The 14,537-nt window shown below is 47.0% G+C and carries 11 protein-coding genes; 7 read left to right on the forward strand and 4 right to left on the reverse strand.

Going from position 1 to position 14,537, the window contains the following annotated elements; genetic code table 11:
• Window positions 1-107 precede the first annotated feature (107 nt).
• Complete coding sequence (glk, locus tag SYNPCCP_RS13765) at window positions 108-1,175, reverse strand: glucokinase (RefSeq protein ID WP_010873839.1); 1,068 nt, start codon at window positions 1,173-1,175, stop codon at window positions 108-110.
• A 206-nt stretch (window positions 1,176-1,381) separates the two neighbouring features.
• Here glk and SYNPCCP_RS13770 point away from each other — a divergent pair, with 206 nt between their 5' ends.
• The 4 genes from SYNPCCP_RS13770 (at window position 1,382) to SYNPCCP_RS13785 (ending at window position 7,492) form a co-directional block, all read left to right on the forward strand.
• The gene (locus SYNPCCP_RS13770; RefSeq protein WP_010873840.1) at window positions 1,382-3,124 is read left to right on the forward strand and encodes an ABC transporter ATP-binding protein; all 1,743 of its coding nucleotides are present in this window, start codon (window positions 1,382-1,384) and stop codon (window positions 3,122-3,124) included.
• A 476-nt stretch (window positions 3,125-3,600) separates the two neighbouring features.
• Complete coding sequence (locus tag SYNPCCP_RS13775) at window positions 3,601-4,857, forward strand: MFS transporter (protein ID WP_010873841.1); 1,257 nt, start codon at window positions 3,601-3,603, stop codon at window positions 4,855-4,857.
• A gap of 287 nt (window positions 4,858-5,144) precedes the next feature.
• Entirely contained in the window at window positions 5,145-5,381 is a 237-nt protein-coding gene (locus tag SYNPCCP_RS13780; protein WP_010873842.1) for a hypothetical protein, read from the forward strand.
• Window positions 5,382-6,136: 755 nt separating this feature from the next.
• Window positions 6,137-7,492, forward strand: coding sequence for a chloride channel protein (locus tag SYNPCCP_RS13785; protein WP_010873843.1), 1,356 nt, complete (start codon window positions 6,137-6,139; stop codon window positions 7,490-7,492).
• Window positions 7,493-7,598: 106 nt separating this feature from the next.
• Here the strand turns inward: SYNPCCP_RS13785 and SYNPCCP_RS13790 are convergent, their stop codons facing one another.
• Complete coding sequence (locus tag SYNPCCP_RS13790; protein WP_010873844.1) at window positions 7,599-9,293, reverse strand: mechanosensitive ion channel family protein; 1,695 nt, start codon at window positions 9,291-9,293, stop codon at window positions 7,599-7,601.
• 337 nt (window positions 9,294-9,630) lie between these two features.
• Between SYNPCCP_RS13790 and cobQ the strand changes: the two genes are divergently transcribed.
• Genes cobQ through SYNPCCP_RS13805 form a run of 3 tightly spaced genes read left to right on the forward strand, consistent with a single transcriptional unit; the run spans window position 9,631 to window position 12,402 of the window.
• Window positions 9,631-11,127, forward strand: a complete 1,497-nt coding sequence (gene cobQ / locus SYNPCCP_RS13795) for a cobyric acid synthase CobQ (protein ID WP_014407147.1) — start codon at window positions 9,631-9,633, stop codon at window positions 11,125-11,127.
• A gap of 17 nt (window positions 11,128-11,144) precedes the next feature.
• Window positions 11,145-12,191, forward strand: coding sequence for an amidohydrolase family protein (locus SYNPCCP_RS13800; RefSeq protein WP_010873846.1), 1,047 nt, complete (start codon window positions 11,145-11,147; stop codon window positions 12,189-12,191).
• On the forward strand, window positions 12,163-12,402 hold the full coding sequence (locus SYNPCCP_RS13805; protein ID WP_010873847.1) for a 2Fe-2S iron-sulfur cluster-binding protein: 240 nt from the start codon (window positions 12,163-12,165) through the stop codon (window positions 12,400-12,402). The genes SYNPCCP_RS13800 and SYNPCCP_RS13805 overlap by 29 nt, the downstream gene beginning before the upstream one ends.
• Window positions 12,403-12,516: 114 nt before the next feature.
• On the opposite strand, the gene SYNPCCP_RS13810 is transcribed toward SYNPCCP_RS13805, so the two are convergent.
• Together SYNPCCP_RS13810 and pyk are read right to left on the reverse strand one after the other, a co-directional pair.
• Window positions 12,517-12,939, reverse strand: coding sequence for a hypothetical protein (locus tag SYNPCCP_RS13810; protein WP_223211297.1), 423 nt, complete (start codon window positions 12,937-12,939; stop codon window positions 12,517-12,519).
• 134 nt (window positions 12,940-13,073) lie between these two features.
• Window positions 13,074-14,525, reverse strand: coding sequence for a pyruvate kinase (gene pyk, locus SYNPCCP_RS13815; protein WP_010873849.1), 1,452 nt, complete (start codon window positions 14,523-14,525; stop codon window positions 13,074-13,076).
• Between the last annotated feature and the right edge of the window lie 12 nt (window positions 14,526-14,537).

The raw sequence follows: 14,537 nt of genomic DNA on the forward strand, positions 1-14,537 counted from the left end.
TTACCCAAGCATGACTCCCATTGGGCCAGATCTCCCCCAAAGTCAGCATAACCCTTCCCCGCAATTCCCAGGTAAAGGCAAAGTTAACAACTAAAAATGTCCACTTCCTAAGACTGGGCCGCACAAACCGCCGCGCCAATTAGGCCAACTTTGGCGTTGAGTACCACCTGTACGGGAATTGTCCCCATTAAGCTTTGCATCCTGCCTTTGTCGCTAAAGCCTTGCATAAAACTGCCCTTTTCCAGTAAAGGGATAATTTTGGGGGCAATACCACCGGCAACGTACAAACCACCTCTGGGTAGTAGCTTCAAAGCAAGATTTCCTGCCTCTGCTCCATAGGCCCCGAGAAAAAGTTCCATGGCTTGGTCAGCCAATACATCTGTGCCTTCCAGGGCGGCTTGGGATACGGCGGCGGCCAGATCGACGGTTTTGGTTTCTTGGTCCTTTTCTCGATTCCAGGTTTGGTAGAGTTTGCTGAATTGGGCTGATTCCCGTTCTGGGTATTGGTGCCGCAAAAATTCGTAAATCATGGCGATGCCCATGCCGGATACCACCCGTTCAATGGAAATCCGCCCTAGGGAATACTTCTTTTTGAGATACTCCAATAACTGCCATTCCAAAGGCGATCGGGGGGCAAAGTCACCGTGGGCTCCTTCGGAGGCAAAAACTCGATATCTTCCTTGGCCCTGGGGAATTACGTAGCATTGTCCCAAGCCGGTGCCTGCTCCCAATATGGCGATCGCCCCTGACGGATCCACGGGAGCGGCCTGGAGTACGGTTAAATCCTCTGACCCTAGCCCTAAAATGCCGTAACCCACAGCGGCAAAATCATTGATGAGGTCAACCTGGGCAATGGCCAATTCCTGGGCCAGGCGATCGCCGCTGAGATGCCAATCTAAATTAGTGAGGCGACAGGTGTTATCGATCACAGGGCCGGCAATGGCGAAACAGGCCTTAGCAACGGAGATTGGGTTACCCAACACAAAGGCTGCTTCTTGACGGAATTGTTGCACCATGGGCACCAGATCGGGAAAAGCTGGACTGCTGTAGGTCTGTTCAAACAGAGTCACCGGCCGGGCCAACCCTGGGCTACTCTCGTTTATCGTCACCAGGGCCAGAATCGTTTTAGTGCCGCCGATATCCCCTGCCAAAAAATTTACGCCCATGGCCCCCATGGCCCCAAAGCCATTGAAAAACTACACAAAATCCTGTCTTTTAGCAGTTTAGGTCACCGAGGAAAGGGTCACCAAGCAAAAAGCTAAAATTCTCCCGTTTCAGCAAGTTTTAGCAACTTTAGGAGAGCAGTTCCTCCACCTGGGCCAGAGGAAATTAACCGTTAAATGGGTTACGATCAAAGCTGTTTTCCCTTTAGGTTTCGTCCATGGCCGCCCCCAGCGTCAAGCAGTTACTTCGTTATTTAACTCCCCATTGGCGGGCGATCGGAGCTGGAACCTTTGCGCTATTTTTGGCCAATGCCCTGGGGGTTTACATTCCCATTTTGATGCGGGATAGTATTGACGATTTAATGCCCCCCTTTGAGGCATCGGACGTAGCTCGCATTGTGGTGCTAATTGTTGTTCTCGCTTCCCTAATGTGGTTTATCCGCATGGCCTCCCGCATTCTAATTTTTGGGGTGGGAAGACAGGTGGAATACGAGCTCAAACAGAAAATTTTTGACCATCTGCTCAAGTTAGAGCCCCTCTATTTCACCGAAAATACCATTGGGGATTTGATTAACCGGGCCACCAGCGATGTGGATAATATTCGTCGCTTGGTGGGTTTTGCGGTGTTGAGTTTGATCAACACTGTTTTTGCCTATGCCCTGACTATCCCGGCCATGTTTGCCCTCCACATTCCCCTCACCTTGTTGGCGGTTTCTGTTTATCCGCTGATGCTGATGAGTGTCAATCTTTTCAGCGGTAAGTTGCGAGATTATCAATTGGAGGTGCAGGAAGAGTTGTCTGCCCTGAGCGAACTGGTGCAAGAGGATATGAGCGGCATTAGTTTAATCAAAATTTATTCCCAGGAAGATAACGAACGACAGGCTTTTCAGACGAGAAACCAAAAATTGCTCCAGGCAAACCTGAAGCTGGCCCGCATTAGAAATTTTCTTTTTCCCCTCATTGAGGGTCTGGCTTACCTCAGTTTGCTCATTTTGCTGGCCTTTGGCACTGGCTTAATTCAAGATGGCAGTATCACCATTGGGGACTTCATTGCCCTGATCATTTTGGTGGAACGGTTGGTATTTCCCACTGCCCTACTTGGTTTTACCATCACCGCCTACCAACGGGGAGAAGTGAGCATTCAACGGGTGGAAGCTATTTTCCATACCACTCCGAAAATTTTAACGGTGCCCCAACCTCTGCCCTTTAGTCCGGCTCAGGCCACCGGAAAAATCACCGCCCGCGGCCTGAACTATTGCTACCCTGGTAGCGACCTGCCAGCGTTGGAGCAAGTGGACTTTACTGTTTATCCTGGAGAAATGGTGGCCATTGTGGGGCCTATCGGTTCCGGTAAATCTACGTTGGTTAATGTTTTACCCCGTTTGTTGGATATTGCCCCTGGTCAGGTGTTCATTGATGACTACGACATCACCCAAATTGCCCTCAGCGATTTACGCTCGGCGATCGCCTTTGTGCCCCAGGAAAGTTTTTTGTTCAGCACCACCATTGCCGAAAACATTGCTTACAGTGATCCTAGTCAAACTGACACGGCGATCGAGCAGGCGGCCCACCAGGCCCATTTAGACCAGGAAATTGCTAACTTTCCCCAACATTACCAAACCCTAGTGGGGGAAAGAGGCATCACCCTGTCCGGTGGCCAAAGACAGCGGGCTGCCCTAGCCAGAGCTTTAATTCTTGATGCTCCCCTGTTGGTGCTAGACGATGCCCTTTCCAGCGTGGATAACCAGACCGCCACCCGCATTTTGCATTACCTGGCCCGCCGCAATAACACGGTACTCTTTGTTTCCCATCAACTTTCCGCCGCTGCCCAAGCGGACCGCATTTTTGTCATGGACCATGGCCGCATTGTCCAAACGGGCAGCCATGAAGAACTACTGCAACAGTCAGGACTTTATCAATCCCTGTGGCAACAAAATGAGTTAGAAAAGGTTTTAAGTTGAGTTGGATCTAAAAATGGGTTGCGCATACCCCGCAGCTTGCTGCGATTGGGTCTTTCACTGAATAAAGCTATTTTTAAGGTAATTATAATTAGATAGAGTTCTAGTCATCTTTCCACATAAATAGTACCATCTTTATCGGTTGTAATTCTTCTCTTTATTCATATCCATTGATAGAGCTGTAATTTTTTCCCTGGCTCTATTGTAGAAGCACTATTGTACTATCCAATCAGGAAGTTTGCGTTATCTCCGTTCCTTTAAGGATTGGAATCGGCTCTCATTCTAATGATCCTGGCGATCGCCACTAGAGCCAATCATATTATTTCAACAACAAATTATTATGGTATTTAATAACTAATATAGGTGATTGATCTAGGGATGGCGTTTTGTATCCAATTACACAGTTTATTATTTTTTACAAAGATTCATGGCTCAACTTAGGCCCTCTGGACCTTTGCTAATAGATTTTCATACTCCTCATGTCTGAACCGAAACCAAGCCAGCCTAATTTTTCCCATTTGGAGGAAGCGGACTACACCGGGAGAATGCGACAGCACGATCGCCTCTTTGGATTGCTGGCCATTGCCGCCGGGTTAATTTTCCTGCAAGGGTACATGATTGCGCCCTTGATTCCCCGTTTAGCAGAAATTTTTGACGTATCTGCTCAGGAAATTGGCTTCATTGTGCCCGCCTACATGTTGGCCTATGCCCTAGCGGCGCTTTTTTATGGCATTTTGTCGGACCGTTTTGGCCGTTGGCCCGTCATCCAAATTTCAATCATAGTATTTATTACCTGTACCGCTTTAACTGCTACTGCTCAAACTGCAGCTCAGATGACCTTTTGGCGATTACTGACAGGACTTGGGGCCAGCGGCGTGATTCCCCTCACCTTTGCCCTCATTGGCGACATGTTTCCCTACAACCAACGGGGGGCAAAATTAGGGCTGGTGTTTGCGGCGATGGAGGGGGGCATGGCTGCCGGTTCCGCCGGGGGGGCAATTTTAGAACCCTTTCTTGGTTGGCAATTGTTGTTTATTGGCACTGCCACTGCGCCCGTGATTGTGCTCTGGCGACTGCGACGCTACGGGGCTTTGTTCGATGCCCCCAAAGCAACCAAGATCCCTGCCCTGGCAACGGTGTTTGCTGGCTATTGGGCCGTACTGTCTAATTTTCGTGGCATGCGCACCTATGGCTACGTGCTTTGCAATGGTATTTACCACTCTGGAGTGTACACTTGGCTTGGCCTTTACCTGTCCCAACGCTACGAAATGGATACCCTTAGCATTGGCCTCAATATTCTAGGTTATGGTGTCCCAGGACTGATTTTTAGCCCATTAATCGGTAAAGCAGTGGATCGTTGGGGACGACGCTGGTTAATTCCTCCCGGTTTGGCTATGGCGGCGATCGCCGGTTTGACTATGGTTCCTTTTATTCCCCCCCTCGCCGTTACCATGGCAATTCTGGTCATGTCCCTGGGCTACGACCTGACTCAACCTTTGTTTGTGGGCATTGTGACCGATTTGGCGGAAGAAGATACTTTGGGGCAAACCATGGGGCTAAAGGTGTTTACTTTATTCACCGGCTTTGGGATTGGCAGTTGGTTGTTTGGGGAAGTGCTCCATTGGGGTTTTGAAGTGGCACTGGTGGCTTTTGGCGTCATGCAATTGCTGTCGGCGATCGCCGCCATTCCCCTCTTTTGGAATGAAAAACCCAGCCCCATCAATGTCAGTGCCTGATCCAGGCGATCGTCATTTGCCCGTTTTTGCCTCCAATGTCACGATTTGTGAACTTATTCCCGTACTTTGTGCCAGCATTGCTCAATTTTGTTAAAGTCGATACAGATTTTATTCGTTTTATTTCTTTCTGATTTGCTCGGGAATGAAAATTTTGGGGAAATTGCCAGGGATTTTGTCACTTTTATGGCGACACCGTCTGGCCGCAGTGTAATTAAGTACAATTCCGTCCCTCACAAGTCCTGAGTCGAGAAAGCATAAAACCTTTTGAGCAATATGGAGGACCGCTGATGAATACCACATCTCCCATTGACTGGGATGAAATGTTTGAGTATTTGCCGGGGACAATAGTAGAACTCAAATCCGAACCGGGGGTTTTATATCAAATTGACTGTTACGAAACCAGTATGGTGCCCCCCATTTGGTTAGTGGGAAATCCCCGGCCACGCTATCCTCATCAAATGCGGATTGTGTCACGCCAGCAGGTTAAAGCTTGTGAATTGGAGCTTGAACCATCCCTTGCCTAGGGTTAATACACTTTTTTATTGTCTCCCAGAAAGACGGAGCATTCGGCTGCGTATTCCCCTGAATTGTTTTGGGGAAGGGAGACTTTCCGATCTTGCTAATTCTGTCTGATCCGTTGAAAAAAGAAAGTTGGGATAGGTAGGCTTGGGTAAGTAAATTAAGAATAGTTTTGCTTCTTCACACAGAGTTAAAACCTTGACCTATTTTTCCTTGCAACATAGAAGCTTTCTTGATTTTATTAAGGACTATAAAAAAGATATTCGTATTATCTACTAGAGATTATTAATAGAGATTATTAATAGAGATTTTGGAACCATAACTTAAAATAAGAGAAGGTGTGTTTAGTGATTTTATTCTTATTCTCTATCCCAATAAAAAATTGAATACACTAGGGTTTCAAAATTCACTAAGTTCAAATAAAATTATTCACTATTTTAAAGCATTTATTTGACCTGAGAGTCTGTTTGAAAAGCTTCCCTGCCCTCCAAATTTAGGGGGAGAACTGATTGAAAGTCCCCCAGTATTGCCGGAGCTTTAGTGAGGAGATTTAGGGGGCGGAATAAAACTTTGCAAACACGTTCTTAAAAACAGTGATATTTATTTTAATTCCACAGTAATTTGGCGTAGTCGAAGATAAAAAATATTGGCAAAGTGTCAAGTTAAGATAGGCTTGACAATCAAGATAATTATCAAAGGTTTAGTTGCCGACATTCATCTGTTACTAGGAGCTAGCAAAAAATGCAGGTAATTCAAGGCCATGATTAACGGAAAGCCCCAACCTCTCCTTACTAGAGTGGGCACATGGACTGTTGGGGGACTTTTGGGGGGTTTAATTGGTTCTCTAGCCGCAGTAATGCTGACGGAATCAATTAAACAAACTCTCAGTGTTATTTCTGGATTGGACCCCATCTGGTTATTGCTCATTCCCTTATTCGGTGTTGCTTTGGCCGTACTTGTCCTGTTTGGATTGGGTAAGGGTCAGCCTGTGCAAACCGTAGCGCCCCGGGAGGCCAATACCCCTGGTCGTTGGGGCTCTTTGCTGTCCTGGTATTCTTTTCCCCATGACATTGCCCGAGCCGATCTGACTGGCGATGTGGTGAATGCATCCGGGGTGGAAGAGCGCTTCCCCTGGAATTTAGCGCCATTGCGGGCCATTGCCATCCTTTCTACTGTGGGGTTTGGGGCTCCCATGGGAACGGAATCGCCAGCGGCCCATATTGGTTTTGCAACGGGAACTTGGTTGGGTAGTGTCAATTCAGCACTGCGCCCCTTGGTGCGACCTTTGGCGATCGGTGGCGGTGCGGCCAGTGTGTCCGCCCTAATGGGGATACCGTTGGTGGGCAGTTTTTTTATGTTTGAGTTGAGTGGACGACGGCAGATCCCGTTGACCCCAGAGCGGGGAGCGGCAATGTTGGCTGGCGGCCTGGTGGGCTGGGGCATTAATGTTGCTTTTAATTTGCAATTGATCCGGCTTGTGGTGCCCAAGGTGCCTCCGGCGGATCTTTGGAATGCCATGGGTGCGACTCTGTTTATCGGGGTGGTCACAGGTACAATTACAGCGCTGACGGGGGAAGCGATCTACTGGGCCAGAGGCCTGCGGACTAAACCTGCCATTCGCCTTCTGGCCGGTAGTTTGGCAATGTTATTACTGGCAGTGGCGATCGCCCAAATTGCTACTCCGGCGGCGGCGTTTGGTCCTGGGGGAGCAGCCATAGTCTGGGCGGAAAATATTGAAACAACTCCCTATCACCTGCTGGCCGTGGCCATACTCCGGGCCGCTTCCACCACGGCGGCGGTTTTAGCTGGGGGGTGTGGCGGTGTTTTTGTTCCTTTTTTGGCGATCGGGGACCTGACTGGTCGGGTATTTGCCACCATATTTGGAATCTCGGGAGATTTGGCTGGGGCTGCCGGGGCCGCTGCTGGCATTGCCGGTGGCTATCGACTACCGTTAACTGCGGTGGCGATGGTGCTAGGGGTGGGAGGGCCAGAAACAGCCCAAATAACATGCCTGGGCACAGTGGTGATCGCCGCCTTTTCGGGATTACTGGCCGCACGCTTAGCCAATCAAGTTTCTAGTGCCATACGAACCATCGGCGCCAGAAATCACGGCTAGGAAACGGAGACTGAGAGTGAGTTGAAAAAGTCGAACTGAGGAAATTTATCTTCCTTTTGAAGGGAAATTTTGCCGACATTTTTTCCCGGGTGAGGGGATTGGGGATTTATTGTCCGGAAGAATCCGAAGATTGAACCCGAAAGGGGGGAGCCACATAATCTGAAGGTAAGTAATTCTCTGGCATGGTAGATGTATTTCCATCCCGCAGGGCAGTGAAGCTGGGTGACAAAATTTCAATGCCGACTTCATTACACTTGTCTTGCATATTTTGATGTAGTTCTGAATAAATTATCACCATTAAATTGGGCTGATTGGTGTAGGCATTTAGCTGGTAGCTGACATAAAAATTGTCCAGACTAGTCTGTAGGACGAAAGGGACAGGACTCTTGAGAATATGTTCAGTATTTAAGGCGGCCTCGATTAGGGTTGAGTAAACTTTTTGCCAAGGGACATCATAGCCCAAGGTAATTGTTGTCTGAAGAATCAAATACTTATTCAATTCCCGTGAAGAAATACTATAATTAATCACATTACTAATCAATAGAGATGAATTGGGAATAGTAATAATTTGATTTGTTGGGGTACAAATACGAATAACTAAAAAGTTTTTCTCTATGATGTCTCCAATAACATCCCCCACTTGAATATGGTCGCCAATCTGAAAAGCACGGGTATAGATAAGAATAATTCCTCCAATTACATTGGTGATTGCTGAAGTAGAACCGAGGGATAGAAGAAGACCAAGAAAAACAGAGATACCCCGAAAAGCAGGGGAATCAAAACCAGGCAGATAGGGAAAAGCTAACACCGCCGCTAGAGCAATGATAATAAATAAGAGAAGATTGTAGGTAGGCTTAGCCCAATCAGTATAAAATCCTGGTATGACAAGATTTCCCCTTTCTATAGCCGTAAAAAAAGGTTTAATTATCCGAATTAGGTAGTAAGTAAGAAAGATAATTATGGCAATAATGAAAGCATTGGGCAGGTATTTACTAATCCCAGATAAAACCAATTCCAAGGACTGAAATAAATGGTCTACAATGCTTTCTCCAAAAACCTTCGTCCAAGGAAACAAGCGTAGGACAAAGGCAACATAGGAAAATAGAAGTAACAATAGGAAAACTAGACGAATTATCTGAAGAATTCGCAGACCTAAAAAACTTATTTTAGAGGAAGATATAATCTCAGCATTTTGTATTTTAATGCCCGGTACATGGAATTCTATCAATGCCCTAAACCATGGAAATAGCTTTCCTGAAAGTTTGATAATTAAAAAAACAGTGCTCAAAAAAGCAAAGCTGGCTATGGCGGTATAGATGATGTTTCTTAATAATTGCTCAGGTCTTCGGGCTTGGCGATATTGTTCAATAGCATCTTTAATGCTTTGCAGAGCATCTCGGGCTAAAACTTCTGGGGTAGAAAAATAAGCCCTTGCATCCTGTTCAGTTATCGTTAGAATTACTTCTTTGTCTAAACTTAAATAAAGTGAATTATCATAGGGATTCGGTGCAATTTTTAGGTTTTCGAGAGCAATAGAGTAATTTTGGGCAATTCTTTTAATTCTTTGCGTAATGGCGTTGGCCCTATCCTCAGCTGAAAACGAAGAAACTCCCCTCCGAATAAAGAAGATAGGTCTGCCATCGAGGGTGACTGGAAAGCCGTCAATTGCATTTTCCGTTTGTGTTTGACTTTGGAGCACTCCTGATTGTGCCGAATTTTGTGCAACACCTACGGTGGGGATAGTTAGCACTAGTAGTAAAAATATGGTAAATGTCACCAACATGTGACCAATTCTTTTCATATATTATCCAGCAGAAAATAGTATAATTATAATCAAAGATTTTCGACCCATATCAACAGATAGTACGAAATTAATAGCGTTAATTTCAATGGCTAATCCTGCAAGATTAATTGACGTTTCATCCCTGTTAAACATTGATTATTTATATTATCAATCTACTTGGTCATTAACCATTACATTATGCTCAAAAAGTTATCCTTGCCTTAAACGGCGATCGCCTGGGGCCACTGACTTGGCGGGTTCATAGGGGATGGAGCCATACAGTCATAGAATGGAGTGCCCCAGGAGCTTTGTTTTCCTAGCTGATTCTTCCATTCAGTCCAAGCAAAATTTGACCATGAAAGCAATTATGGTGGTGGGTACCACATCCCATGCAGGCAAGTCCTTTTTGACCACAGGGCTATGTCGTCTGCTCCGTCGTCGGGGCGATCGGGTCACCCCCTTTAAGGGACAAAACATGGCCCTGAATGCCTTTGTCACCATTGATGGAGGGGAAATGGGCCATGCCCAAGCAGTGCAGGCCTGGGCAGCGGGGACTGTTCCCAGGGTAGCGATGAATCCAATTTTGCTCAAACCCCAGGGGGATATGACTTCCCAGGTGATTATGTTGGGCCAGGCCGTAGGTACAACCAGGGCCCAGGAATATTACCAGAATTACTTTGACCGAGGCTGGCAGGCGATCGCCAACTCTTTAGAGACCCTAGCCCAGGATTTTGACGTAGTGGTATGCGAAGGGGCAGGCAGTCCAGCAGAAATTAACCTCAAACATCGAGACTTGACCAATATGCGTGTGGCCACCCATCTCCAGGCCGCCACCATTCTCATTGCAGATATTGACCGGGGTGGGGTCTTTGCCCATGTGGTCGGTACATTGCAACTGTTAGAGCCGGAGGAAAGAAAATTAATTAAGGGTATTGTTATCAACAAATTTCGCGGCCAACGTTCCCTGCTGGACAGCGGGATTACTTGGTTGGAAGAATATACCGGCATTCCTGTTTTGGGTGTCATTCCCTACGGGCAAAATCTTTTCTCCGCCGAAGATTCCCTCGATATACTAGAAAGAAGTGGCCGCCCCAGCAAAGAAGATATTCGCATAGTAGTACTGCGCTTGCCCCGCATTGCCAACTTTACTGACTTCGAGCCCTTGGAGGCGGAATCCGGTGTTTACGTGGATTATCTTCCCTTAGAAAAGCAACTAGGCAACCCCGACGCCGTAATTATTCCCGGCAGTAAAACCACGATCGCCGATCTGCAAGCGCTACAAAATAGTGGCATGGCGCAGCAAATTATGGATTATGCCCAAGCTGGAGGGACTGTGATGGGCATTTGTGGCGGCTATCAAATGCTGGGGCAAACCATTGCCGATCCGGAAAACATAGAAGGCAATGTCAGTAATTGCCAAGGGTTGGGGCTTTTACCCCTAACCACGGTTATTAACCAAGAAAAAATTACCCGCCAATGTCAGACCATCACCCACGCTCCCCCATCAGGTTTAACTGTCACTGGCTATGAAATCCACCAGGGACTAAGTCGGCGATCGGAGCATAGCCAAGACTTTCTGCCCATGTTTGACCAAGAAGAGCTGGGCATGGTCAATGCCCAACAAAACCTTTGGGGCTGCTACCTCCACGGCCTATTCGATAACGGTGCTTGGCGACGGTGCTGGTTAAATAATTTACGTCAACGACGGGGCTTGGACCCATTACCAACCTCCATTGGTAATTATCAAGAACAACGGGAAGGTATGTTAGATTCATTAGCGGATTTTGTTGAAACCCATGTCAACCTTGAGCCGATTTTACAATCTCTCCCAGAGGAAAATGAGACACCTTAAATCAACAGTTTTTTAACATGATGAAACGAATTGCTGTAGAAGAAGCTTTTGTTACCCAGGAGATTGCTGATGAGTGGGCAAATGTCATTGCAACGGGGGCAAAAAACGAACCAGGTTTTCGTAAAATGGGCGAAACGATTCTGGCGGATAGTCCCGGCACAAGAATTATCCACGAACGACTAATAGACCTCGGTGCTGGACGTATTGCTCACATGGATGCGACTGGCATTGATATACAAGTTATTTCTATTACCTCTCCAGGCGTACAGGTATTTGAGCCTGAGTTGGCCACAACCCTTGCCCGACAGGCCAATGATCAATTAAGTGAGGCCATCAAAAATCATCCTGATCGTTTTGCGGGACTGGCGGCGGTGGCCCCTCAATCTCCCCAAACCGCTGCCCTAGAAATTGAGCGAGCCATACAGAAACTTGGGCTGTGTGGTGTATTGATCAATTCCCACACCGGTGGAGAATACCTCGATGACCAGAAATATTGGGAAATTTTCGCCGCCGCCGAGGCCAACAGTGCCCCCATTTATCTTCACCCTCGAACCCCTTCCCCAGAGATGATTTCTCCCTTTCTAGACTATGGACTCTATTTTGCAGGCTGGGGATTTACTGTCGAAACTGCAACCCACGGTTTACGTCTCATTATGGGCGGCGTATTCGATCATTTTCCCAAATTAACAATTGTTTTGGGCCATATGGGGGAAGGATTACCATACTGGTTACAAAGGTTAGATAACCGTTATTCGCTCCAGGTAGAAATTGGCGCAGTGCCTAAAATGCCTCGTCTACCCAGCGAATATTTCAAAGATCACTTTCTCATCACCACCAGTGGGGTTTGTTCCCCACCCGCTCTGCGCCATGTGTTAGAAGTGCTTGGTTCCGACGCCGTACTCTTTGCTGCGGATTATCCGTATGAGTCAGTTGAAGAGGCTGTTTCTTTCTTGGATAATGCACCAATTTCCGATCAGGAAAGACGCAAAATCTACCAAACAAATGCCGAAAAATTATTTAGATTAGGAAGCACTAATGGCAGTAACGATACACTTTTTGCCTGACGATGTGACGGTAGCGGCCCGGGTAGGGGAACCAATCTTAGATGTGGCAGAGAGGGCTGGCGTATTTATTCCCACGGGCTGTTTAATGGGTTCCTGCCATGCTTGCGAAGTGGAACTAGGGGATGGCACTCCCATTTGCGCTTGTATTAGTGCGGTGCCAGTAGGGGTACAGGAATTAGAAATTAATCTTTATGATGATCTCACCTGGTAGTCTTTTACTGTTTTGAAACTGATTTCCGCATATTGAATCGCAGTAAATATTAGCCCCACCCACAAAATTTGGCTTGCTAGGTTAAGCAGGTGAGACTATTGCTTTTTTAGCAGATTAAATCTCTTCAAATCGGAGATTAAGGTTAATGGTGTCAGGGCCAAGCATGGTTCCCTGAATAACCAACACCACTGCTTTGCTTGAATCTTTGGGAGTTAAAGTTAACGTTGCCGGAGTATCAAAGACAATGCTGAAGCCCCAATCTCCCTGAGTTGTGTTGATGGTTCTTTCTGCGTAGCCCATTTTGGTCAGAGCGTCTTGGTAAAACTTCACCGTGGGGGCTGGTTTACCCTGGGCTTGAAAATTTAGGCCCTGTTGTCCATAGGCATTGGCCATGAACATGCTACCTACATTCTTGGGACTACCCTGGGGTCGGGGGAGTTTCACCAAAATATCTGCGCTGTTAGCTTGGCTAACCAGAAAAGGACGAGCTTCAGCTTCAACAACAGCAGGAACTTGTTCAATGGTGTTTGCGGGCATAATCCCTAACAAAGCGGTTAAAAGAGGGAATAATGACATAATTTTGCTATTTTCTAGAAATTATTCCAAGTATACTTCCTGAAAACAGTAGTGTAGAATCCTTGTCCAGCAACTATGGATTTGAGGCATAGGTTTTAAGAAATACGGTGAATCTTGAGGAAATTAGTGCCCCTGGGTATTTTAGTGGGAATTCCCGCCATGATTAGCAACTGATCGCCCTTTTCCACCATTTTTCTATCCCGCAGTAGTACCTCCGCCTGTTGGATTAAATCCTCAAAGGTGTCAAATTCTTCGTTAATTAAAAAGGGAATAATACCCCAAACTAAGTTGAGGCTATGGTAAACCTTTTCTGAGGGAGTGAAAGCAATCACCGGCACCGACGGTCTTTGGTTGGAAGCGAGGAGAGAAGTAAAACCTGAGGTGGTGAACGTGACAATGTATTTTAAATCTAGAATTCCGTCAATTACCACTAACGCTTCACTTAGGGCATGGGTTTCCGTATTTTCTATTGGGGGATTATTAACAAGATGTAGACCCACTTCCGTCTCTTCGGCAATTTTTCGCAACATTTGCACTGATTTAACGGGATATTGTCCCACTGCCGATTCCCCCGATAACATCACCGCATCGGTGCCGTCCAAAATAGCGTTGGCCACGTCACTGGCTTCCGCCCTGGTGGGTCGGGAATTTTGAATCATGCTATCTAGCATTTGGGTAGCGGTGATGACCGGAATGGCCCGCACGTTACAGCGCCGAATAATTTCCTTTTGCAAACGGGGAACCTTTTCTGGGTTTACTTCCACCCCCAGATCCCCCCTGGCCACCATAATGCCGTTGGAAACTGCCACGATTTCTTCTAGATTATCGATCGCCTGGGGTTTTTCAATTTTGGCAATGACCGGCAGATCAGGATGGCCCCGTTCAGCGAGAAATTGTTTAAGGGTGTGGATATCTTCCCCTTTGCGGACAAAACTAAGGGAAACCCAGTCAATGCCTTGGCTCAAACCAAATTCTAAGTCTTGCTTGTCTTTGGTCGTCATGGAAGGTAGGGTTAGGACTAAACCCGGTAGATTGACCCCTTTGCGACTTTTGAGGATGCCCCCGGTCACCACTTCACAAATTACCTCTGGATCTTGAATGGACACAACTTTCATTTCCAGTAAACCATCGTCCAATAAAATTCTTTCCCCTACTTTTGCCTCCGTCGCCAAATGGGGATAGTCAATGCCCACCGCTCCAGGATGGCGATCGCCAATTTCCACCGGCACCAAAGAAACTTTTTCCCCTTCCCGCAGTTGCTTTTCTCCCCCCGGCAACTGACCAATCCGAATTTTGGGCCCCTGTAAATCTTGCAAAAGGGTAATGGGGGTGTCCATTTCCTGCTCCACTGACCGTAGTAGGCGAACCATGGTGGCATGGTCCTCATAACTACCGTGGGAAAAATTCAGCCGGGCCACATTCATGCCCGCATCCACCATCTGACGTATCACCTCTACCGAACTACTGGCGGGGCCAATGGTGGCCACAATTTTGGTGCGATGACTTAGGGGTCTCATAAACTTCACCGGGTTAATCAGGGCTGGCACTGGAATTTTAGT

Source organism: Synechocystis sp. PCC 6803 substr. PCC-P (genome assembly GCF_000284455.1).
Taxonomy (GTDB): domain Bacteria; phylum Cyanobacteriota; class Cyanobacteriia; order Cyanobacteriales; family Microcystaceae; genus Synechocystis.